This is a genomic window from Burkholderia sp. THE68, assembly GCF_009938265.1.
Classification (GTDB): domain Bacteria; phylum Pseudomonadota; class Gammaproteobacteria; order Burkholderiales; family Burkholderiaceae; genus Caballeronia.
In genome coordinates this window covers 882,445-903,252 of the sequence record NZ_AP022316.1, presented here as the reverse complement: position 1 = coordinate 903,252, position 20,808 = coordinate 882,445, and the positions used below count along the sequence as shown (strand labels likewise).

Sequence of the window (20,808 nt, the reverse complement as noted above, 5' to 3'; positions counted from 1 at the left end):
GAACCGGTACACCCCGCCCGGTCGGCGTCGCGCGAAGCGATGAGTCGGCAGGTCTCTTGGCTGGCAGGTCTTCATTCGCGCCGGCCTTCCCGGTAAAAACCAGTGGCAGTGGAGCGCGGACTCGCTGCGTACAATTGCGGGGGCAGCCACAGTTTTGCTGTGTTCCCTCTTAGGCCCCAACGGGCACCGACGGACCTGTATTATGCCCGCTTTTATCGACCATCCAGGCGCTTCAGGGCACAAGCCCGAAGCGCGATTCGAATCGCAAGGAGGCGGCGCATGTCGACCTGGCTGACCGTGGTGGGGATCGGCGAAGACGGCTGGCACGGCCTTTCCCGGCTGGCGCGCCGCGCGCTGCTCGAGGCGCAATCGATCCACGGCGGCGAACGCCATCTCGCGCTGCTGCCCTTGCGCATCGCCGCGCGCCGCGTGCCGTGGCCGAAGCCCTTTTCGATCGATGCCGTGCTCGCCGGGCGCGGCGACGGCAAGACGCGCATATGCGTGCTCGCGAGCGGCGATCCGATGTGCTTCGGCGTCGGCGCAACGCTCGCGCGTGAAGTCGCCAATGGCGAAATGCGCGTGATTCCCGCGCCGTCGTCGCTGTCGCTGGCGGCGGCGCGTCTGCGCTGGGCGTTGCAGGACGCGGTGTGCGTGTCGCTGGTCGGGCGGCCCGTCGCGTCGCTGCTCGCGAGTCTGCATCGCGGCGTGCGCCTGCTCGTGCTGAGCGCCGACGGCACCACGCCCGCCGCCGTCGCCGCGCTCTTGACCGCGCACGGCTTCGGCGCGAGCCGCATGACCGTGTTCGAGCATCTGGGCGGCGACCACGAACGCCGCATCGACGAGCGCGCCGACGACTGGCGCGAGCCGCTCGTCGCCGCGCTCAATCTCGTCGCGATCGATTGCCGCACGCATGCGGGCCACGCCGGTCCGCCGCTCACGCCCGGTTTGCCCGATGACGCCTATCGTCACGACGGCCAGCTCACGAAGCGCGACGTGCGCGCCGTGACGCTCGCGCATCTCGCGCCGCAGCCGGGCGAATTGCTGTGGGACGTGGGCGCGGGCTGCGGCTCGATCGGCATCGAATGGATGCGCGCGCATGGCGCGTGCCGCGCAATCGCGATCGAAGCGAACGAGAGCCGGCAGCGTCTCATCGAATCCAACCGCGATGCGCTCGGCGTGCCCGCGCTGCAACTCGTGAAAGGCGAAGCGCCCGCCGCGCTCGACGGCCTGCCCGCGCCGGATGCCGTGTTCATCGGCGGGGGACTGACCGTGCCGGGCGTGCTCGATGCCTGCTGGACGCGTCTGCGTCAGGGCGGCCGCCTCGTCGCCAATGCTGTGACGCTGCAAAGCGAAGCGGCGCTCGTCGAATGGCGCGCGCGACATGGCGGCGAGCTGACGCGCATCGGCATCGCGCAGGCGGAGCCGCTCGGCAGTTTCGATACGTGGCGGCAGGCGCTGCCGATCACGCTTCTGCACGCCAGCAAACCATGATGCGTCATGCGTGAAGAAACGCCGGAACAGGCCGCGCCGCTCCGAAGCGGCTACACGACCGGAAGCTGCGCGACCGCGACAAGCCTCGCGGCCGCGCGCCTGTTGCTGCTCGGCGAAACAAGCGAGCGCGCGGAGATCGTGCTGCCGAAAGGCCAGTGCGTGACCATGACGCTTTCCTTCTGCCGCCGCGTGGCCGAACAAGCCGACGCAGCGGAAGCAGGCGTCATCAAGGACGCGGGCGACGATCCCGACGTCACGCACGGCGCGCTCGTGTTCGCGCGCGTGCGTCTGTCCGACGAACCCGGCGTGCGCTTCCATGCGGGACCGGGCGTCGGCACCGTGACGCGCGCGGGGCTGGCGCTCGCCGTCGGCGAACCGGCGATCAACCCGATGCCGCGCAAGATGATGACGCAACATCTCGACGCGCTCGCCGCAAGCACGGGTTACGGCGGCGGCTTCGACGTGAGCATCGGCGTGGAGAACGGCGAGGCGCTCGCGCAGAAGACGATGAATCCGCGCCTCGGCATCGTCGGCGGCTTGTCGATACTCGGCACGACGGGCATCGTCAGGCCGTTTTCGTGCTCCGCGTATATCGCGTCGATTCATCAGGGCATCGATGTGGCGCGGGCGAACGGGTATCGGCATATCGCCGCGTGCACCGGCAATCAGAGCGAGGACGCGATGCGCGCGCATTACGGCCTGCCCGACATCGCGCTGATCGAAATGGGCGACTTCGCGGGCGCCGTGCTGAAGCATCTGCGCCGCGTGAGCGTCGACAAACTGAGTCTGTGCGGCGGCTTCGGCAAGCTGTCCAAGCTGGCGGCGGGACACATGGATCTGCATAGCCGCAACTCCAGCATCGACCTGACGCTGCTCGCCGTCTGGGCCGCCGACGCGGGCGCGAGCGACGTGCTGCAGGCGGCGATCCGCGCGGCCAACACGAGTCAGGAAGCGCTCAAGCTCGCCCGCGCCGAAGGCATCGCGCTCGGCGATATCGTGTGCCGTCGCGCGCGCGCCGTCGCGCTCGATGTCGTGCCGGGCATCGAAATCGAGACCTTCGCGATCGACCGGCAGGGCAATATCGTCGGGAGCGCGGCATGAGGCGCGTGCTGCTGCTCGGCGGCACCGGCGACGCGCTCGCGATCGCGCGCAGCCTGCCCGCCGCGCATGTCTACAGTCTCGCGGGCCTCGGGCGCGTGCCGGGCGATCTGGCGTGCGCGGTGCGCGTCGGCGGTTTCGGCGGCGTCGACGGGCTCGTGCGCTATCTGCGCGACGCGGACATCGCGCTCGTCGTCGATGCGACGCATCCGTATGCCGCGCAGATGAGCCGCCACGCGCGCGAGGCCTGCACCTTCGCGCGCGTGCCGCTCTGGGCGGTGCGCCGTCCGGCATGGCAGCCGCAGCCGGGCGACGACTGGCGCGAGGCGGCGGACTGGCGCGGGATCGTCGAACGGATCGCGGCGTTTCATCGGCCGCTGTTTACGCTCGGACGCGAACCGCTCGCGCATCTGCACGAGATTCCCGCTTCGCAGCACTGGACGATTCGCTGCCTCGACGCGCATCCGGGCAACGAACGCGCCGATATCATCGATGCGCGTGGCCCGTTCGATCTTGCCGGCGAACGCGCATTGTTCGATGCGGCGTGCATCGACGTGATCGTCAGCAAGAACAGCGGGGGGCGCGCGACCGAGGCGAAACTGGCCGTCGCGCGGGAGCGGGGCTTGCCGGTCGTGATGCTCACGCGTCCCGCGCTGCCCGACGCCGACCAGACTTTCGACGACGCCGCCAGCGCCCGTGATGCGCTCCAACACTGGCTCACCAGACAATGACTGTTTACTTCATCGGCGCCGGACCGGGCGATCCCGAACTCATCACCGTCAAGGGGCAGCGGCTCATCCGCGCGTGTCCCGTGATTCTCTACGCCGGGTCGCTCGTGCCGCGCGAGGTGCTCGAAGGCCATCGCGCGACGACTTGCATCGACACGGCCGAACTCGATCTCGACGCGATCGTCGCGCTGTTGCAGGACGCGCACGCGAACGGGCAGGACGTGGCGCGCGTGCATTCGGGCGATCCGTCGCTGTACGGCGCGATCGGCGAGCAGATCCGCCGGCTCGACGCGCTCGCGATTCCCTATGAAGTCGTGCCGGGCGTGACGGCGGCGGCGGCCTCGGCGGCGGCGCTCAGGCGCGAACTCACGCTTCCGGGCATCTCGCAGACCGTGATCCTCACGCGCTACGCGACCAAAACGTCGATGCCGGAAGGCGAAAGCCTCGCGGATCTCGCCCGTCACCGCGCCACGCTCGCAATTCATCTCGGCGTGCGGCATATCGAGCGCATCGTCGCGGATCTCGTACCGCACTACGGCGCGGACTGCCCGGCGGCGGTCGTGTTTCGCGCGAGCTGGCCGGACGAGACGCGCGTGGAAGGCACGCTTGCCGATATCGCCTCGAGAGTGCGCGCGGCGGGCATGGAGCGCACGGCGATGATTCTCGTCGGGCGCGTGCTGAGCGCCGAAGGTTTCGCGGATTCGACGCTCTACGCCAAGGACTGATCACGCCATGCGCGACCTCGACGCCGTGTTCGATGCGCTCGCGAAATCGGCGTTCCGGCGGCGCTTCGCGCTCGGCGTGCGGGAGGGGAAGATGCTGCGCGAGAAGGGCATCGACACAATTGTCGCGCAGGCGCATGAACTGATCGGCAAGCGGCTCGCGCCGCAAGCGCCGCTGAACGACGGCAAACAGACGCCGTTTCGCGGGCATCCGGTGTTCATCGCGCAACACGCGACGGCGACGTGCTGCCGCTCGTGCCTCGCCACGTGGCACGGCATCGCGGCGGGCAGGGCGCTCGATGAAAGCGAGCGCCAGCATGTCGTCGATGCGATCGAACGCTGGCTGCGGGCGCAACCGCTGCCGCCCGTGAATGCCGCCACGCCCGACGATCCGCAGCTTCGCCTACCTTTCTGACCGGCGCTTGAACGCGCCGAGCGTGGCGGTGTCGGCGGCTTCGAGACGCGCGCGCCGTATTGCCACGAATATCAGCGACGCGAACACGAGCGGCCCCGGCCCCACGCCGAGATGTTTGGCGAGCAGGTCGCCCATCTGCGGATACAGCCACGCGACGACCAGAATGGCGATTTCGCCGCGCAGCCAGCCATCGCGCAGCGCGCGGGCGGCGAGAAGCGCGAGCGGCACGCCGAGCCAGACCGCATCGTAGTTATAGATGTAGGGGCTGATCATGAACGTGCCCGCGACGAGCGCCGTGGCCCGCACTTCCAGCGCCTTGGCGTTGCGCCATACCCACGCGACCGCGCAGACCGCGACGAGCGCCTGACACGCCTGCGCGACATACGCGGGACCGGTCGCGACGTGCGCCATGCGCAGGGTCGCGAACAGGCTCGCCGTCTGGTCCCAGGGCAGCACGCCGCTCGCGATATAGCCGTTGGCTTCGCTGAGCCCGTGCAGAAACACGGGCACGATATCGACGCCGAACACGGCGATCGATACGGCCGTGAAGAGCACGGCCGTCACCGCGGCGGCGATGAAGGTCGTCCACATGCCCGCGCACGCGAGCGCGACCGGAAACAGGATGGCCAGATGCGGCTTGATCGACAGCAGGCCGATGAAGACGCCCGCGAGCACGGGCCGCCTGCCCATCGCGAGGAACGCGGCGAGCACGAGACTGGCGGTGATGCAGGCGTTCTGTCCCTGCGCCGCGTTGAGCCACAGGCCGGGAAACGCGAGTATCCAGATCAGCATGGACCGCATCGGCAGCACGCGGCGGATCAGCAAGACGAACAGCGCCGACGACAACCCGATGAAAAGCGCATAGCCGACAGGTGCGGGAAGCGCTGCGAACGGGCGCACCAGCAGCAGGAAATTCGGCGGATAGAACCACGGGCCGGGCATCACGATATCCGGCGACAACTGCAGCAGGACGTGCTTGATTGAGGTCCAGGAATAGGCCGCGAGCGGTGTTCCGTCGAGCGTGAGGCGCGACGCGGCCCAAAACGTCAGAAAGTCCCAGCCGCCCGGATGGCCGTATGCGGCCCAGGAATGCCGGGCGTTGAAAAAGAAACCGAAGCACTGAAAGGCGAGCAGGGCGGTGGCGCACCAGGCGCCCGCCCGCCAGCCGTTGAACCAACGGCGTGCGGGCTCGCGTGCGATGGAAGCGGGTTGGGTCGTCATCCGTGCGATATCGGCGGATGACGGGAGAACTTTAGCGTTGCGCTACGGCGCAGTTCTGCCGCGCCCCTTCGCCCGCCGCGCCAGCATGTTCAACCCTTCCACCAGCGCCGAGAACGCCATCGCCGCGTAGATATACCCCTTCGGTACGTGCGTGCCGAAGCCTTCTGCGACCAGCGTCATCCCGATCACGAGCAGGAAGCCGAGCGCGAGCATGACGATCGTCGGATTGCGTTCGATGAAGCGCGACAGCGGCCCCGCCGCGAACAGCATCACGGTCACGGCGGCGATCACCGCGACGAACATGATCGGAATGTGCTCGGTCATGCCGACCGCCGTCACGATGCTGTCGATGGAAAACACGAGATCGAGCAGCAGAATCTGGCCGATCGCCGAAAGCGGCGTCAGGCTCTTGCCGGATTCGGGGCCAGCGTGATCGTCGGCGTCGGCCGCGACGTGATGGTGGATTTCCGTCGTCGCTTTCCAGACGAGAAACACGCCGCCCGCGATCAGGATCAGATCGCGCCACGAAAAGCCGTGGCCGAACGCTTCGAAGATCGGTGTCGTGAGTCGCACGATCAGCGCGACGGTGCCGAGCAGACCCAGCCGCAACACGAGCGCCAGCCCGATGCCGATACGCTGCGCGCGCGCCCGATGCGCGACGGGCAGTTTGTTCGTCAGGATCGAGATGAAAATCAGGTTGTCGATGCCGAGCACGACCTCCATGACGACGAGCGTCGCGAGGGCGGCCCAGGCTGCGGGATCTGCAAGTAAAGCGACGAGATAGTCCATGTTCACGAGGGGTTCGACGGTGAGGGCGTGATCTTAGCCTGATAATCGCCTGAAATGAAAGGAACTTGAAACCTTCTGACGAGATCGAACGGTTTCGTCGGCACAACTGCCGAATCGGCCACAAATACCGGATTCGAAACGATTATTTGCGCTTCTTCTGATGATGCGCTGCGTCATTTACGGGTAAACTCTTATCCTTTCGAGCCGCGTGTCAGCGGCCGCCGTTCAATTTCCTGTAGCCGCAGGACATCACACGAAGCCGCATGCAGCAAAAATCACAACGTCTCATCGAGCTGGACTTCTTCCGGGGACTGGTTCTGCTGATCATCGTCGTCGATCATATCGGCGGCAGCATGTTGTCGCGCTTCACGTTGCATTCGTTCGCGCTGAACGACGCCGCCGAAGTGTTCGTCTTCCTCGGCGGCTTCGCCACGGCGACGGCGTATGTGTCGCTGGCCGCGCGCCGCTCCGAGCACGCGGCGCGCATGCGCTTCGTCAGGCGCGCGTTCGAACTGTACCGCGCGTTTATCGTCACCGCCGTGCTGATGCTCGTCGCGTCCTTCCTGCTGCGGCCCTTTTTCGGCCACGCGCCGAACCTCGCGCTGCACGATCTCGACAGTTTCGTGTCGGAGCCGGTTTCGTCGATTGCGCAGATCCTCACCTTCGAGCGCCAGCCTTATCTCGCCGCCGTGCTGCCCATGTACGCGCTTTTTGCGCTCGCCGTGCCGGTCATGCTGCCGCTCGCGCGCAGCAAGCCCTGGCTCCTGCTTGGTCTGAGCCTCGCGTTGTGGGCCTTCGGGGCGCAGATCGGCGAATATCTGCCTTCCGTCGACGACAACCTCTGGGATTTCAATCCTGCCGCGTGGCAATTGATGTTCGTGCTCGGCGTGCTGGCGCGTTGCCAGCCGGTTTACCAGCGCGTGAGCGCGAACCGCTTCGGCTGGATCGTGAGCGCGGGCGCCGTCGCGCTGATCGCCGGCATGGCCTATTACAAATTGCTCGTCTTGCCGCCCATACTGGACAGCGCCTTCAAGCGCGATCTGGCCGGCCCGCGCGTCGTCAATTTCCTCGCCATCGCATGGGTCGCGGCGAATCTCGCGCGCTATGGCGTCGTCAAGGCCGTGGCGCAACGGCTGCCGTGGGTCGGCGCGTTGGGGCGCGCCGGCATGGTGTCGTTCGTCGCGGGCACGGTGATTTCGCTCGTCGTCGATTCGATCCTCTTCACGCTGACCGATGGCCTCATCAACGTGCCGGCCGGACTCGCGGCGGATGCGATCGCCATCGGCGCGTTGCTTGCCGTGCCGCGTGTTCAACAATGGGCCGCCGGCTGGCTCGATACGCGAAAACCGGTGCGGGCAATGGCCAAGGCCCCCACACCCGCGACCGTGCCGGCGACGGACCATCGCGTGCGCTGAGCCGGGTCGAAGCGGGCGGTGTGCCGTCCGCTTTTTATTTGCGCTTTTACGCAACTAACGGTCTGATTCATATGCGACCTTTAAACAAATACCTGGGCGCGGCACGCGTCTTGCAGGCAAGAGTCATCACAACACAACCGGACCTGCCATGCTCAAGCTCGCCATTCTTTTCGCAGTTATCTCCGTCATTGCCGGCTTTTTCGGTTTTACGCGCGTGTCGTCGGGCGCGGCGGGCATCGCGAAGATTTGCTTCTTCATCTTCCTGATCCTGTTCGTCGTGTTCCTGGTGATCGCGATCACGGCGGGATCGCTGGTGCTGTAGCGATCGCGGGGAAGCGCGCGCATCCGCGTGCTTCCTCGAATCGACCGCCGCGCCGCGACGGTGTTACATTGCCCCGAGGAGACATTCACGCGACGACGCTCGCCGCGATGAACCAAAAGGAGGAGGCGATGCAGCATGCCATCGGCGCGGCCTTGCAGCCTGCGCAACGCGAGGTCATCCGTCACTCGCACGAGCGCTCGGCCACGTTCGGCCTGTTCGAGACGATGCGCCCGGAATACGCCGTGCTGACCGGCGCGGAACTCGCCGTCAAGCTCGATGAAAGCCGCGCGCTCTTCGCCCATGCGCTGCCGGTAATGGAAACGCTGTACGCGCAGATCGCGAACACGCACAGCATGATCGCGCTGACCGACGCGAGCGGTCTTATCCTGCATTCGCTCGGCGACGACGACTTCCTCGCCCGCGCCGAAAAAGTCGCGCTGCGGGCGGGTGCGGTGTGGAGCGAGGCGCATCAGGGCACGAACGCGATCGGCACCACGATCGCCGAGCGCACCGCCGTCACCGTGTACGGCGACCAGCACTATCTGCGCGCCAATCATTTCCTCACCTGTTCCAGCGTGCCGATCCTCGATCCGCACGGCAATCTGTCCGGCGTGCTCGACGTCACCGGCGATCGACGCGGCTATCACCAGCACACGATGGCGCTCGTGAAGATGTCCGGACAGATGATCGAGAACCGTCTGATCGCGAGCGCGTTCGGCGACGGACTGCGCATCCGTTTTCATAGCCGGCCCGAATTCCTCGGCACGCTGATGGAAGGCATCGCCGTGTTCGATCTCGACGGGCGTTTGCTGTGCGCGAACCGCAGCGCGCAGTTCCAGCTCGGGCTCGAACTCGGACTTCTGCGTTCGCAGACGCTGGAGACGCTGTTCGGCGAGCGTGTCGATGCGCTCATCGCGTGGTCGGGCGACGCACCTTGCCGGCTCGAATTACATAGCGGCGTGGTGGTGTTCGCGAGCGTCGATGTGAACGCGCGTCTCACGCCGAACGTAGCGGTTACGACCAGCGGCAGAACGAAGTCGAGTCTCGCCGATCTCTGCACCGGCGATGCGCAGATGAACGACATCGTCGCGCGCGTGCGCAAGGTCATCGGCAAGAACATCCCGATTCTGATCGGCGGGGAAACGGGCGCGGGCAAGGAAATGCTCGCGCGCGCGATTCACAGCGATTCGCCGCGCCACGCGGGACCGTTCGTCGCGGTGAATTGCGCGTCGCTGCCGGAGACGCTGATCGAATCCGAGCTGTTCGGCTATGCGCAGGGCGCGTTCACGGGCGCGGCGAAGCGCGGCGCGACGGGCAAGATCGCGCAGGCGAACGGCGGCACACTCTTTCTCGATGAAATCGGCGACATGCCGCTCGCGATGCAAAGCCGCCTTCTGCGCGTGTTGCAGGAGCGCGTCGTCGAGCCGCTCGGCGCGGCGCGCGCCATGCCGGTGGATTTCATGCTCGTTTGCGCGAGCAATCGCAAGTTGCGCGAGCGCGTGGCGCTTGGGGCGTTTCGGGAGGATCTGTATTACCGGATCAACGGTCTTTCGGTGACGCTGCCGCCGCTGGCCGAGCGCACGGACCTGCGCGCGGTCGTCGACAGGATCGTACGGCATGAGCGCTTCGCGGGGCGCGTCGTGAGCATCGACGATGATGTGCTCGCGCTCTTTGCGCGTCATCCGTGGCCGGGGAATTTGCGGCAGTTGAGCAACGTGCTGCGCACGGCCAGCGCCATGCTCGACGATCACGATACGCGTATTCGCGTCGAGCATCTGCCGCATGATTTCGTCGATGAACTCGGTGAGCGTGTGCAGTGCGGCCAGACGTCGCCGCTGGCGAGCGGAGCGCGGCTCGTCGATATCGAGGCCAGCGCGGTGGCGGGTGCGCTTGCGGCGCATGGCGGGAATGTGTCGGCGACGGCACGCGCGCTGGGGATATCGCGGACGACGCTGTATCGAAAGTTGCGGGTTTAGGCTTCGAGCGCTCCCGCGTCGGGCGCGGGCAACGCGCCGCTGAGGTCTTTCAGCCCGACGCCTGTGAGCTTCAACCTGCGCGCTTCGTTCACCAGCCACATCAACTTGAACGCAGCGGATTCGTAATCGAGTCCTTCGGGCCGCACGTTCGAGATGCAGTTGCGCTCGGCATCGTGGCGGCCCGCGCGCGGCGCATACGTCACATAAAGACCGAGGCTGTCGGGCGAACTGAGCCCCGGCCGCTCACCAATCATCACGACGACGATCCTCGCCCGTAAAAGCTCACCGATACGATCGCCCAGCGCGACGCGCGCCTGCGTCGCGATCACGACCGGTGCAACGCTCCAGCCATCGAGTTTCGCGCGCACGCGCGTGAGCAGCGGCACGACGTGGCGTTGCGCGGCGAAAGCCGAAAGACCATCCGCGGCGATGAAAAGAAGGTCGGGCGCATCGCTTCGCGCGGCGGCATGTTCGGCAAGACGCGCCGCACTCGCATCGTCGAGCATGCGGCCAAGATCCGGGCGACGCAGATAGTGATCGCGATCGGGCGCGGCGCTTTGCACGTCGAGCGTGTCGAATCCGGCGGCACGCAGCGTTTCGGCGAGCGCGGCCGTGTCGAGCGGCTGATGCACCGCGTCGCGCGCCTGCGCATGCGCGAGTTCGAACGCGAGCAAGGGCGCGGTCGGCAGGCTGCTGCCCGCGCGGCCGAGCGCGATGCGCGCGTTGGTGAAGCGCCGCAGCGCATCCCAGGCGTTGGCGTTCGTCATGAGTCGATCCAGTCGAGCAAAGGCGGCGCGCTCGCCGCGAGGAGGGCGCCGTGCCCATCGGTGACGCGCATCTTCGCGAGCCATGCCTCGAATTCCGGCGCGCGTTTCAGGTTCAGCACGCGGCGCACGTAGAGCGCGTCATGAAACGACGTGCTCTGATAATTGAGCATCACGTCGTCCGCGCCCGGCACGCCCATGATGAAGTTGACGTTCGCCACGCCGAGCAGCGTGAGCAGCGTGTCCATGTCGTCCTGATCGGCTTCGGCGTGGTTCGTGTAACAGATGTCGCAGCCCATCGGCACGCCGAGCAGCTTGCCGCAGAAGTGATCTTCGAGCCCCGCGCGGATGATCTGCCGCCCGTCGTACAAATATTCCGGGCCGATGAAGCCGACCACCGTATTCGTCAGCAGCGGACTGAAGCGGCGCGCGACCGCATAGGCACGCGCCTCGCAGGTCTGCTGATCGACGCCATGATGCGCGTTCGCCGACAACGCGCTGCCTTGCCCGGTCTCGAAGTACATGACGTTATCGCCGACGGTGCCGCGTCCGAGCGACAACGCCGCGTCGCGCGCTTCCTCCAGCAGCGCGAGCGACACGCCGAAGCTCGCGTTCGCGCGCTCGGTGCCCGCGACCGACTGAAATACCAGATCAACGGGCGCGCCTTGCTCGATCGCCGCGAGCGTGTTGGTCACGTGGGTCAGGACGCACGACTGCATCGGCACGTCGTAGCGCTGGCGGAAGTCGTCCATCATCGCGAGCAGTCTGCCGATCGCGGCGGGCGAATCGGAGGCGGGGTTCACGCCGATGACGGCATCGCCGCAGCCGTAGAGCAGGCCGTCGAGCATCGATGCGGCGATGCCCTTCGGATCGTCGGTCGGATGATTCGGCTGAAGGCGCACCGAGAGATGCCCGGCCAGGCCGATCGTCGTGCGAAAGCGCGTGATGACCGGACGCTTGCGCGCGGCGAGAATCAGATCCTGATTGCGCATCAGCTTGGAGACGGCGGCGGCCATCTCCGGCGTGACGCCCATCGTGATGCGTTCGAGCGCGGCGGTATCGGTGGAATCGGCGAGCAGCCATTCGCGGAATTCGCCGACCGTCAGATGCGCGATCGGCGCGAAGGCCTCGCGCGAATGCGTATCGACGATGAGGCGCGTGACTTCGTCGTCCTCGTAGGGAATGAGCGGTTCGTCGAGAAACGCGGCGAGCGGCACCTGCGCGAGCGCCAGTTTCGCGGCGACGCGCTCTTCCTCCGTCGCCGCCGCGATGCTCGCAAGCTCGTCGCCGGAGCGGCGCGGACTCGCGCGCGCGAGCAGCGTCTTCAGATCGTCGAAGCGGTAGCGGCGCACGCCGATCGTCTCGTGATAAGTCATCGCTCCCCCTGAATGGATCGATGCAAGCACTTTAGCCGCTTCGCGCACGCCGCGCCTCGTTCAAAAATACCCGGCGAGGGCAAAGCGCGCGCGCGTGCGATAATTTTTCGCTCGACTCAGCCTGGGCCTCGCCCGCAGCCCGTGAAAAACCTGCTTGTTCCCATCGACCGTCTGGGCGATTTCGGCGAAATCGTAGATGTCCGCACGCCGCTCGAATTCGCCGAAGATCATATTCCCGGCGCGATCAACGCGCCGGTGCTCAGCAATGAAGAGCGCGTGATCATCGGGACGATGTACAAGCAGGTCTCGCCGTTCGAGGCGACGCGCGTCGGCGCGGCGATGGTCGCGCGCAACATCGCGATGCATCTCGATACGCTCTTCGCCGTCAAACCGCGCAACTGGCGCCCGCTCGTCTATTGCTGGCGTGGCGGCAAGCGCTCCGGCGCGATGACGACGTGGCTCAACATGATCGGCTGGCAGGCGCGTCAACTGGAAGGCGGCTATAAGAGCTACCGGCGCGACGTGATCGAGCGGCTCGGCACGCTGCCCGGGCGCTTTCGCTACGTCGCGCTGATCGGCCATACGGGCAGCGGCAAGACGCGGCTTTTGCAGGCGCTCGACGCCGCGGGCGCGCAGACGCTCGATCTCGAAGGGCTCGCGGCGCATCGCGGATCCTTGCTCGGCGCGATGCCGGGGCGTCCGCAGCCGTCGCAGAAGGCGTTCGATTCGGCGCTCGTCAACACGCTTTCCGGCTTCGACGCGGGCAAACCGGTTTTCGTCGAAGCGGAAGGGCGGCGCATCGGCTCGATCACGGTGCCCGACGCCGTGCTCGACAAGCTCCACGTGGCGTCGTGCGTGCAAGTGGAAGCGCGCCGCGAAGACCGCATCGCCTTCCTGCTGCAAGACTACGCGCATCTCTTCGACGATCCCGCGTCCTTCAAGGCGCAGTTGTCGAAGCTCGTCGCGCTGCATAGTCGCGAGCGCGTGGCGCACTGGCATCGGCTGATCGATGAGAACGCGCGCGCCGCGCTGTTCGCCGAACTGATCGAGCGTCATTACGATCCCGCATACCGGCGCAGCAATCAGGCCCTCTATACTGAATTGCCGCATGCGCTCCGCGTGCTGTTCCGTCCGAACGATGCGGACAGCATCGATCAGGCGAAAGCCCTGCTCGCGCAACTTGAATCGACATTCACCACTTGAAAGAAAACGCTATGACCACGCTCCGACAACCGCGCGTCGCGCTTGGCTGGATGGTGTTCCTGCTGATCGCCGTCGCAGGACTGTTCTATGTGAAATGGTTTCCGTACTACAACCGCGCGTTTGTCGCGGCGAGCCAGCATTCGATCGGCAAATCGATTCTGATGGGCACGGCGACGAGCGCGCCCGAGCCTTCATGGCAAGCCGCGCTCGACTACGCGATGGCCTACGGAAAAGCGATCTGGCAGGCGATGGTGCTCGGCCTGTTGCTCGGCTCGGCGGTGCAGGCGCTGATTCCGCCGCGCTGGGTCGCGCGCGCGCTCGGAGAGCACAACTTCGGCAGCGTGGTGAACGGCGGCCTGATGTCCCTGCCGGGGATGATGTGTACGTGCTGCGCGGCGCCGGTCGTTGCGGGCTTGCGTGCGCGCGAGGCGGCGCCGGGCGCGGCTGTCGCGTTCTGGCTCGGCAACACGGTGCTCAATCCGGCCGCGCTGGTTTTCATGGGCTTCGTGCTCGGCTGGCAATGGACCGGCTTGCGGCTCGTGCTCGGCGTGCTGATGGTGTTCGGACTCGGATATGCGGTGAACCGCATGGTGACGCCCGCGCAGGCGGCGGCATCGCGCGCGACGCTCGCGAAGCTGATCGAGCAGGACGAACCGGGCACGGCGTTCTCGCGCTGGATCAAGATCCTCGGCCGCATGACCTTGCGGCTCGTGCCGGAGTACATCGTGCTCGTGCTGCTGCTCGGCGCGGCGCGCGCGTGGCTCTTTCCGCACATCGGGCCGGATATCGACAACGGCATGCTGTGGATCGTCGCGTTCGCGGTCGCGGGCACGCTGTTCGTGATTCCGACGGCGGGCGAGGTGCCCATCATTCAGGCGATGCTGTCGCTCGGCATGGCGGCGGGGCCGGCGGGTGCGCTGTTGATGACCTTGCCGCCGGTCAGCGTGCCGTCGCTCGCGATGCTGGCGCGGTCGTTTCCGCCGCGCGTGCTGGCGTTTGTGGCGGTGGCGGTGATGGGGTTTGGGGTTGTGAGCGGGGTGATTGCGGCGGCGGTGTTTTGATAGGTTTTTGAAGCAGGGCGCTTTCGGGCTTTGGTTTGGAAGCGCTTGTTTGCTGAGATTCAGTCTTTTCAGAGAATTGACTGCGATCAGACATTAATTATTTAGGATTACTCGTGGTGACATCGATTTAATCTAGTTTCTAGAATGTCCCATTCGTCATTGACATAGGGGCAGCAAAAATGGCCCAGGACATTTTCCTGAACCTCAGCGGCATCGTCGGCGAGGCACAGGATGCGGCTCACGCGCAGCAAATCGATGTGCTCAATTGGGAATGGGCCGTTTCCCAGTCCTCGCGGTGTCTGGAAACGTTGCAATGTTCACCGGTGGAAATCGACGCAAGTCGTGAAGCGTTTCGCCAAGGCAAATACAAGGGTTTGAATCGGCACGAGATGACCAAATCGTGGCCGGACCGCTTGCCGTCGAACATCGATTCCATCGGGATCGAACTCGTTGGAATGTATCGAGGCGAGGGCAACGAGCAGATCTATGAAGATCCAACAAGCGAGCAGAACGACTCCCTCAAATGGCTGATCGCGGAATTGATAGAAACGCTCAGCATCGACAAAGCCGAGGTTTACGCACATCCGGCGGTGTCCTATAAAAATCCAACCGAAGCGAAGGCAGCACAATGGTGAGATTCGGCGCACTCTCCAGAATCAAGTCCGTCGTGCTCTTTCTTATATTGCTCGCATGTTGCGAAATCAGCCTGGCGCGCGGGATCAAAGTCGTGACGATCGACGAAGTGGGCATCGTGCGGCCTGAGTCGGAACAGAAAGACGAGGCGCTGATCTTCTGGTGTCGAGCGTTTCGGCCGACTGTTGCTCAGGTACGCCGATATTTCGCAAACGCAGTCCCTGTTCCTCCCGTCGTAACCAGTCACGACCGCTATTCCCCTTGCGCCGCCAAAGGAACGGTCACGTTCAAGGACGGCTTCCGGGCCGACTGGATTCTTTATTCCGATGGTTCGGCCAGAATCGACTGGCAAGCCGGCGGGCATGTCTATCTGCTGCTCAAAGACAATAAATGGTACGACCCGATCGGCTCTTATGATCAGGGGTGACCGTTCAGCCGCTCAATGAATCGCCGCCCCCGCCCTGATCAACAACTTGAACGGCAGCGCGAGCAGCATCGTGCCGCCGACGCCCGCCGCCCACAGCGCGACGAACCAGAACACCTTCCGCGCGCGCTCAATGGTAGTGATGTTCGCCATGGCGCACCTTTCCTCTGAATACCCAATACCCCAGCATCGTATAACCGACGATCACCGGCAAAATCACCGCCGCGCCGACGATCGTGAAAAGCTGGCTCGAACGAGGCGCGGCCGCATCCCAGATCGACACGCCAGGAAAAATCTCGTTCGGTGAAATGCTCGCAACCAGTCCCGCATAGCCGAGCAGCACGAAGCCGAGCGCCATCGCGAACGGACGCTTCTCGTGCCGCGATCGGATCGAGCGACGCATCGCCCACGCGCACGCGGCGACGAGCACCGGCACCGGCAACAGCCGGTAAAACAGCGGCGAGTCGAACCAGCGCGACGCGATGCCCGCATCCTGCAACGGCGTCCAGATGCTGACCACCGCGATCGTCGCGAGCTGCAAGACGGTCAACGGCCACACGACGCGATACATCCGCCGCTGCAGATCGCCTTCGGTCTTCGCGATCAGCCAGCACGCGCCGAGCAGCGCATACGTGACAACGAGCGCGCCGCCCGTGAAGATCGAGAAGGGCGTGAACCAGCCGAAGGCATCGCCGGAAAACCGGCCATCGGCGACGGGAATGCCACTGAGAAACGCGCCGAGCGCCACGCCCTGAAAGAAGGTCGCGCCCGTCGATCCACCGATGAACGCAAGGTCCCACATGTGCTTCGTGCGCTGCGCCTTCGCGCGAATCTCGAACGACACGCCGCGAAAAATCAGACACACGAGCATCAGCACGAGCGGCAGATAGAGCGCGGAAAGCACGGTCGAATAGACCATCGGAAACGCGGCGAAAAGTCCCGCGCCGCCGAGCACGAGCCACGTTTCGTTGCCGTCCCAGACGGGCGCGACGGTGTTCATCATCACGTCGCGATCGTGCTGATCGGGAAAGAACGGAAAGAGAATGCCGATGCCGAGGTCGAAGCCGTCGAGCACCACGTAGAGGAACAGCCCCAACGCGATGATCGCGGCCCAGGCGAGTGTGAGATCCATATCGTTACGCTCCTTCGATGGACTGATGCGGAAGGCTGAGCGGACGTCGCGCACTGCCGTCGGAAGGCTGCGAAGGCGAGCCCGGCAGCGCAGGGCCGTGACGCAGCAGCTTCAGCAGGTAGTAGATGCCGGTGCCGAACACGATCGTGTAGACGATTACGAACGCGAGCAGCGACACGCCGACTTGTTGCGCGGTAACGGGCGACACCGCATCGGCGGTGCGCATCACGCCGTAGACGACCCACGGCTGACGGCCGGCTTCGGTCGTGACCCAGCCCGCGAGCAGCGTGATGAAACCGGTCGGACCCATCGCCAATGCGAAGCGATGGAACCAGCGCGCATCGAACAAGGCGCGCCTGCGATGCAGCCACCACGCGGCCACCGACATCACGATCATCAGCACGCCCAGACCTGCCATCACGCGGAAACTCCAGAACACGAGCGTCGAGTTCGGACGGTCTTCCTTCGGAAATTCCTTCAGGCCGCGAATCTCGCCGTCCCAGCTATGCGTGAGGATCAGGCTGCCCAGATGCGGAATCGACACGGCGTACTTCGTGGTTTCGGCTTCCATGTCGGGGATGCCGAAGAGATTGAGCGCGGTGCCGCCTTTCTCGGTTTCCCAGATGCCTTCGATCGCGGCGATTTTCGCCGGTTGATGTTCGCGCGTGTTGAGACCGTGCGCGTCGCCGACGAGCGCCTGGATCGGCGTCAATGCGAGCAGCAACCAGAGCGACATCGAAAACATCTTCCTGATGGCCGGATCGCGGCGGCCTTTCAGCAGATGCCACGCGCCGGTCGCGGCCACGACGAGCGCCGCCACGATGAACGCCGCGATCGCCATATGCGCGAGCCGGTACGGAAACGACGGGTTGAAGATGATCGCCCACCAGTCCACCGGCACGACGTGATCGCCTTCGATGCGAAAGCCCTGCGGCGTCTGCATCCAGCTATTGGACGCGAGAATCCAGAAGGTGGAAATGAGCGTGCCGATGGCGACCATCAGCGTCGCGCCGAAGTGCGCCTTCGGGCCGACTTTGTTCCAGCCGAACAGCATGATGCCGAGGAAGCCCGCTTCGAGGAAGAACGCGGTCATCACTTCGTACGTGAGCAGCGGCCCGGTGATGGGGCCGGCGAAGGTCGAGAAGCCGCCCCAGTTGGTGCCGAACTCGTACGCCATGACGACGCCCGACACGACGCCCATGCCGAAAGCGACGGCAAAGACCTTCGACCAGAACAGACACAGTTCCTTGTAGACCGGTTTGCCGGTTTTGAGCCAGGCGCCTTCGAGCACCGCGATGAAACTCGCGAGCCCGATGGAGAGCGCCGGAAAGATGATGTGAAACGAGACGGTGAACGCGAACTGGATCCGCGCCAGATCGAGTGCTTCGGGAGTCGAATGCATGATGACGTGTGCCTTGAAATTCACCCGCGCCCGCATGGCGAGGCGGCTTTGTCCTGTATCGGATCAGACGTGTAACGGGCCGGAGCTTAGCGCCATTTCGAGAAAGTGTTGCGCTGCGTCAGTGAATTAGCATTGCGCGCAAATGCCGCAGGCTCAAGGGTTTGGCGTGCGTATCGAATTGATTTTTTGGTAATTTCGAGATGATTGGATGGTGCGGTGCGGCAAGAGCGCGCAGCGGCTTTCGCGACAATCGACCGCACTGATCGAACCCAGAGCGCGCAAGCCGGAAAGAACTTTTACGATGCGCCGGCACGAGACGTGCGGTTTGCGCGGGTACCATAATGGCTTTTGAACACGCGCACCGCGTGGGCAGCAAGGAGAACCATCATGCGCCTCGATGACGAAGCGGAAAGTCGGAACGTCGAAGACCGGCGCGGCGGAGGCGGCGGCTTTCGGGTCGGCGGCGGATCGATCGGTATCGGCACGATCATCGTGGCGCTCGCGGCATCGTATTTCTTCGGCATCAATCCGATGACGATCATCAACGGCGCGCAGGTGTTGCAAGGCAACGCGCCGCAGCAACAGGCCGCGCCAAGCAATGCGCCGCCCGCCAACGATGCCGGCTCGGTGTTCGTGCGCCGCGTCCTCGGCAATACCGAGCGCACCTGGCAGCACATCTTCCGCGCGCAGTTCAATCAGGACTATCCGGCGCCGAAGCTCGTGCTCTTTTCGGGCGGCACGCAGACCGCTTGCGGCATGGGACAGGCGGCGATGGGACCGTTCTATTGTCCCGGAGACCGCAAGGTCTATATCGACCTCTCGTTCTATCGCGAATTGCGCGATCGTTTCGGCGCGAGTGGCGACTTCGCGCAGGCTTATGTGATCGCGCATGAAGTCGGGCATCACGTGCAGAACGTGCTCGGCATCATGGACAAGGCCGACCAGGCGCGCGCACGGATGACGCGCGAGCAGGCGAACGCGCTCTCGGTACGCGTGGAATTGCAGGCGGACTGCTTCGCGGGCGTGTGGGCGGCGGTCGCCCAGCGCGAGAACGCGAAGCTGATCGAGCCAGGCGATTTCGAGCAGGGCTTGAACGCGGCGGCGGCGATCGGCGATGACCGCCTGCAGCAGCAGTCGCAAGGACGCGTCGTGCCCGAGGCGTTCACGCACGGCACGAGCGCGCAGCGTCAGCGCTGGCTGCGGCGCGGCATGTCGACGGGCGACCTCAGCCAGTGCGATACGTTCTCGGCCCGCGCATTGTAATGACGACGACGGCATGTTCGGCGACGTTCCGCTCATCCCGGAATGGACTATTCTGAATCGAGGAAACACGGTTACGCGCTGTCGATGCTTACAAACGCTGACAGTGCGTTCGTCTCAAATTCTTTAGAATCGCTAGTTTTTCCGGGGCGCGGCCAGCCGCGCCTTGTGATGTGACGGACCGCCGGATCGGCACACGCACCGGAACACTCTCCTACCTTTTCATGAAGCGAATTCTGGTCGTCAAAGTCACGTCGCTCGGCGATATCGTCGAGACGCTGCCGGTCGTTGCGGATTTGCGGCGCGCGTTTCCGTCCGCCAAGGTCGACTGGGCCGCCGACGCTGCCTTCGCCGATATCATCCGCTGGAATCCGGGCGTCGATCGCGTGCTGAGCGCGCCGCTGCGCAAGTTCAAGAAGGCGCGTAGCTGGAATGACCTGAAGGAAATCGGTGCGTCGATCGGCGAGCTTCGCGCGGAAAAATACGACGTGATCGTCGATATTCACGGCGTCTACAAGAGCGCGATCATCGCGTTCATCGCGCGTGGGCGGCGGCGTTACGGCTATCTGAATCAGGATCTCGGCGAGCGCGGCGCGGCCTTCGCGTACAACGCGCGCTTCGGTCCGCGTCCGCTCACGGACGCCTGGCGCGGCATGCGCGTGAGTGTCGCCGATGCGCTCGGATATCGGTTCGACGACACGCCTGACTACAACATTCGCCTTCCGGCAGTCACGCGCGATCTGGAGATTCCACGCGATACGCGCATCGCGATGCTGTTCCACGCGACATCGGCGGATGTCAAGAAGTGGCCGAAGGAACACTGGGCCGAGGTCGGCCGATGGCTCACCGCGCGCGGTTATTCGATCGCGCTGCCGTGGGGCACGGAACGCGAGCAGGGCGAGGCGCAGGGCATTGCCGCGCTCGTGCCGGGCGCGACCGTGCTGCCGAAGCTTTCTGTCGTGGAATGCGCGCACTGGATTCAGGCGTCGGAACTGGTCGTCGGCACGGATACCGGTCTCGTGCATCTCGCGCATGCGCTGCAGCGCCGTACCGTCATGCTGTTCGCGGCGACGTCGCGCGAGCATTTCGGCATAAACGAACCGGGGCGCTCGGTTTCGGTCGGCGAGGAGGGCGCACCGCCCAATGTGACGCAGGTGCTGGCCGCCATCGAAAGCGTGACGGGCGCGCCATTGCAATTCGGCGAACGCGTTATCTCATAAAAAATTTTATGCGCATAAACCTGCCCACCACGGTTCGGCGGTAGGAAGTCCATGCGGCGAGCGAAAATATCGGTGCGCTAACGTAAAACTTGCCGCATGACACTTGACGGCAAGCTCGGCAAGCACGACGATTGCAAAAAACACTTAAGAATCGTC

Annotated in this window: 21 protein-coding genes and 1 riboswitch; of the genes, 14 read left to right on the top strand and 7 right to left on the bottom strand. The window is 65.0% G+C overall.

What is annotated here, in order from left to right:
* Window positions 1-29 precede the first annotated feature (29 nt).
* Window positions 30-206: riboswitch (cobalamin riboswitch) on the bottom strand.
* Between the two features lie 73 nt (window positions 207-279).
* The 5 genes from cbiE to BTHE68_RS17730 are packed head-to-tail and all read left to right on the top strand — an operon-like array spanning window position 280 to window position 4,454.
* The gene (cbiE, locus tag BTHE68_RS17750) at window positions 280-1,491 is read left to right on the top strand and encodes a precorrin-6y C5,15-methyltransferase (decarboxylating) subunit CbiE (RefSeq protein WP_162067605.1); all 1,212 of its coding nucleotides are present in this window, start codon (window positions 280-282) and stop codon (window positions 1,489-1,491) included.
* Between the two features lie 6 nt (window positions 1,492-1,497).
* Entirely contained in the window at window positions 1,498-2,592 is a 1,095-nt protein-coding gene (locus BTHE68_RS17745; protein ID WP_162067604.1) for a cobalt-precorrin-5B (C(1))-methyltransferase, read from the top strand.
* Window positions 2,589-3,320: a cobalt-precorrin-6A reductase gene (locus BTHE68_RS17740; RefSeq protein WP_162067603.1), complete on the top strand. Its 732-nt coding sequence runs from the start codon at window positions 2,589-2,591 to the stop codon at window positions 3,318-3,320. Before BTHE68_RS17745 ends, BTHE68_RS17740 begins: the two co-directional genes overlap by 4 nt.
* Window positions 3,317-4,042 carry a precorrin-4 C(11)-methyltransferase gene (cobM, locus tag BTHE68_RS17735; protein WP_162067602.1) on the top strand — a complete coding sequence of 242 codons (726 nt, stop codon included), beginning with the start codon at window positions 3,317-3,319 and terminating at the stop codon, window positions 4,040-4,042. The genes BTHE68_RS17740 and cobM overlap by 4 nt, the downstream gene beginning before the upstream one ends.
* Window positions 4,043-4,049: 7 nt before the next feature.
* Window positions 4,050-4,454, top strand: a complete 405-nt coding sequence (locus BTHE68_RS17730; protein WP_162067601.1) for a DUF4186 domain-containing protein — start codon at window positions 4,050-4,052, stop codon at window positions 4,452-4,454.
* Here the strand turns inward: BTHE68_RS17730 and BTHE68_RS17725 are convergent.
* Together BTHE68_RS17725 and BTHE68_RS17720 are read right to left on the bottom strand one after the other, a co-directional pair.
* The gene (locus BTHE68_RS17725; RefSeq protein ID WP_162067600.1) at window positions 4,443-5,675 is read right to left on the bottom strand and encodes a glycosyltransferase family 87 protein; all 1,233 of its coding nucleotides are present in this window, start codon (window positions 5,673-5,675) and stop codon (window positions 4,443-4,445) included. The genes BTHE68_RS17730 and BTHE68_RS17725 overlap by 12 nt on opposite strands.
* A 42-nt stretch (window positions 5,676-5,717) precedes the next feature.
* Window positions 5,718-6,464, bottom strand: a complete 747-nt coding sequence (locus BTHE68_RS17720) for a TerC family protein (RefSeq protein WP_162068242.1) — start codon at window positions 6,462-6,464, stop codon at window positions 5,718-5,720.
* Window positions 6,465-6,727: 263 nt separating this feature from the next.
* Between BTHE68_RS17720 and BTHE68_RS17715 the strand changes: the two genes are divergently transcribed.
* From BTHE68_RS17715 to BTHE68_RS17705, 3 genes are all read left to right on the top strand, one after another.
* Window positions 6,728-7,879, top strand: a complete 1,152-nt coding sequence (locus BTHE68_RS17715) for an OpgC domain-containing protein (RefSeq protein WP_162067599.1) — start codon at window positions 6,728-6,730, stop codon at window positions 7,877-7,879.
* Between the two features lie 148 nt (window positions 7,880-8,027).
* Window positions 8,028-8,201 carry a DUF1328 domain-containing protein gene (locus BTHE68_RS17710; protein WP_162067598.1) on the top strand — a complete coding sequence of 58 codons (174 nt, stop codon included), beginning with the start codon at window positions 8,028-8,030 and terminating at the stop codon, window positions 8,199-8,201.
* A gap of 128 nt (window positions 8,202-8,329) precedes the next feature.
* Window positions 8,330-10,177 carry a sigma-54-dependent Fis family transcriptional regulator gene (locus BTHE68_RS17705; protein ID WP_162067597.1) on the top strand — a complete coding sequence of 616 codons (1,848 nt, stop codon included), beginning with the start codon at window positions 8,330-8,332 and terminating at the stop codon, window positions 10,175-10,177.
* On the opposite strand, the gene eutC is transcribed toward BTHE68_RS17705, so the two are convergent.
* The gene (gene eutC / locus BTHE68_RS17700; RefSeq protein WP_162067596.1) at window positions 10,174-10,944 is read right to left on the bottom strand and encodes an ethanolamine ammonia-lyase subunit EutC; all 771 of its coding nucleotides are present in this window, start codon (window positions 10,942-10,944) and stop codon (window positions 10,174-10,176) included. The two genes, BTHE68_RS17705 and eutC, sit on opposite strands and share 4 nt — an antisense overlap.
* Window positions 10,941-12,317 (bottom strand): ethanolamine ammonia-lyase subunit EutB, encoded by a 1,377-nt coding sequence (locus BTHE68_RS17695; RefSeq protein WP_162067595.1) that lies wholly within the window; start codon window positions 12,315-12,317, stop codon window positions 10,941-10,943. The genes eutC and BTHE68_RS17695 overlap by 4 nt, the downstream gene beginning before the upstream one ends.
* Window positions 12,318-12,458: 141 nt before the next feature.
* Here BTHE68_RS17695 and mnmH point away from each other — a divergent pair, with 141 nt between their 5' ends.
* The 4 genes from mnmH to BTHE68_RS17675 all read left to right on the top strand — a co-directional run bounded on the left by mnmH (window position 12,459) and on the right by BTHE68_RS17675 (window position 15,641).
* Window positions 12,459-13,520, top strand: coding sequence for a tRNA 2-selenouridine(34) synthase MnmH (gene mnmH, locus BTHE68_RS17690; RefSeq protein WP_162067594.1), 1,062 nt, complete (start codon window positions 12,459-12,461; stop codon window positions 13,518-13,520).
* Window positions 13,521-13,531: 11 nt separating this feature from the next.
* Window positions 13,532-14,581, top strand: a complete 1,050-nt coding sequence (locus BTHE68_RS17685; RefSeq protein WP_162067593.1) for a permease — start codon at window positions 13,532-13,534, stop codon at window positions 14,579-14,581.
* A 179-nt stretch (window positions 14,582-14,760) separates the two neighbouring features.
* Window positions 14,761-15,216 (top strand): N-acetylmuramoyl-L-alanine amidase, encoded by a 456-nt coding sequence (locus BTHE68_RS36850; RefSeq protein WP_232077946.1) that lies wholly within the window; start codon window positions 14,761-14,763, stop codon window positions 15,214-15,216.
* Complete coding sequence (locus BTHE68_RS17675) at window positions 15,210-15,641, top strand: hypothetical protein (RefSeq protein WP_162067592.1); 432 nt, start codon at window positions 15,210-15,212, stop codon at window positions 15,639-15,641. Before BTHE68_RS36850 ends, BTHE68_RS17675 begins: the two co-directional genes overlap by 7 nt.
* 12 nt (window positions 15,642-15,653) lie before the next feature.
* Here BTHE68_RS17675 and BTHE68_RS36635 read toward each other — a convergent pair whose 3' ends face one another.
* From BTHE68_RS36635 to BTHE68_RS17665, 3 genes are read right to left on the bottom strand one after another with little or no spacing between them, the layout of a single operon-like run.
* Window positions 15,654-15,791, bottom strand: coding sequence for a hypothetical protein (locus tag BTHE68_RS36635; protein ID WP_174258066.1), 138 nt, complete (start codon window positions 15,789-15,791; stop codon window positions 15,654-15,656).
* Window positions 15,769-16,770, bottom strand: coding sequence for a cytochrome d ubiquinol oxidase subunit II (gene cydB / locus BTHE68_RS17670; protein WP_162067591.1), 1,002 nt, complete (start codon window positions 16,768-16,770; stop codon window positions 15,769-15,771). Before cydB ends, BTHE68_RS36635 begins: the two co-directional genes overlap by 23 nt.
* A 4-nt stretch (window positions 16,771-16,774) precedes the next feature.
* A complete protein-coding gene (locus BTHE68_RS17665) occupies window positions 16,775-18,172 on the bottom strand; it encodes a cytochrome ubiquinol oxidase subunit I (RefSeq protein WP_162067590.1) in 1,398 nt (465 codons plus the stop codon).
* A gap of 387 nt (window positions 18,173-18,559) precedes the next feature.
* On the opposite strand from BTHE68_RS17665, the gene ypfJ reads away from it, so the two are divergent.
* Both ypfJ and waaC read left to right on the top strand, forming a co-directional pair.
* A complete protein-coding gene (gene ypfJ, locus BTHE68_RS17660) occupies window positions 18,560-19,435 on the top strand; it encodes a KPN_02809 family neutral zinc metallopeptidase (protein ID WP_162067589.1) in 876 nt (291 codons plus the stop codon).
* A 221-nt stretch (window positions 19,436-19,656) separates the two neighbouring features.
* A complete protein-coding gene (gene waaC / locus BTHE68_RS17655) occupies window positions 19,657-20,652 on the top strand; it encodes a lipopolysaccharide heptosyltransferase I (RefSeq protein WP_162067588.1) in 996 nt (331 codons plus the stop codon).
* The last annotated feature ends 156 nt before the right edge of the window (window positions 20,653-20,808 follow it).

Coding starts and splice junctions, on each gene's coding strand:
- BTHE68_RS17675 (WP_162067592.1), top strand. CDS start 15,210: ATGGTGAGATTCGGCGCACTCTCCAGAATCAAGTCCGTCGTGCTCTTT.
- cbiE (WP_162067605.1), top strand. CDS start 280: ATGTCGACCTGGCTGACCGTGGTGGGGATCGGCGAAGACGGCTGGCAC.
- BTHE68_RS17740 (WP_162067603.1), top strand. CDS start 2,589: ATGAGGCGCGTGCTGCTGCTCGGCGGCACCGGCGACGCGCTCGCGATC.
- BTHE68_RS17685 (WP_162067593.1), top strand. CDS start 13,532: ATGACCACGCTCCGACAACCGCGCGTCGCGCTTGGCTGGATGGTGTTC.
- BTHE68_RS17695 (WP_162067595.1), bottom strand. CDS start 12,317: ATGACTTATCACGAGACGATCGGCGTGCGCCGCTACCGCTTCGACGAT.
- BTHE68_RS17715 (WP_162067599.1), top strand. CDS start 6,728: ATGCAGCAAAAATCACAACGTCTCATCGAGCTGGACTTCTTCCGGGGA.
- BTHE68_RS17705 (WP_162067597.1), top strand. CDS start 8,330: ATGCAGCATGCCATCGGCGCGGCCTTGCAGCCTGCGCAACGCGAGGTC.
- BTHE68_RS36850 (WP_232077946.1), top strand. CDS start 14,761: ATGGCCCAGGACATTTTCCTGAACCTCAGCGGCATCGTCGGCGAGGCA.
- BTHE68_RS17710 (WP_162067598.1), top strand. CDS start 8,028: ATGCTCAAGCTCGCCATTCTTTTCGCAGTTATCTCCGTCATTGCCGGC.
- BTHE68_RS36635 (WP_174258066.1), bottom strand. CDS start 15,791: ATGGCGAACATCACTACCATTGAGCGCGCGCGGAAGGTGTTCTGGTTC.
- BTHE68_RS17725 (WP_162067600.1), bottom strand. CDS start 5,675: ATGACGACCCAACCCGCTTCCATCGCACGCGAGCCCGCACGCCGTTGG.
- eutC (WP_162067596.1), bottom strand. CDS start 10,944: ATGACGAACGCCAACGCCTGGGATGCGCTGCGGCGCTTCACCAACGCG.
- BTHE68_RS17720 (WP_162068242.1), bottom strand. CDS start 6,464: ATGGACTATCTCGTCGCTTTACTTGCAGATCCCGCAGCCTGGGCCGCC.
- waaC (WP_162067588.1), top strand. CDS start 19,657: ATGAAGCGAATTCTGGTCGTCAAAGTCACGTCGCTCGGCGATATCGTC.
- BTHE68_RS17745 (WP_162067604.1), top strand. CDS start 1,498: ATGCGTGAAGAAACGCCGGAACAGGCCGCGCCGCTCCGAAGCGGCTAC.
- cydB (WP_162067591.1), bottom strand. CDS start 16,770: ATGGATCTCACACTCGCCTGGGCCGCGATCATCGCGTTGGGGCTGTTC.
- ypfJ (WP_162067589.1), top strand. CDS start 18,560: ATGCGCCTCGATGACGAAGCGGAAAGTCGGAACGTCGAAGACCGGCGC.
- cobM (WP_162067602.1), top strand. CDS start 3,317: ATGACTGTTTACTTCATCGGCGCCGGACCGGGCGATCCCGAACTCATC.
- BTHE68_RS17665 (WP_162067590.1), bottom strand. CDS start 18,172: ATGCATTCGACTCCCGAAGCACTCGATCTGGCGCGGATCCAGTTCGCG.
- BTHE68_RS17730 (WP_162067601.1), top strand. CDS start 4,050: ATGCGCGACCTCGACGCCGTGTTCGATGCGCTCGCGAAATCGGCGTTC.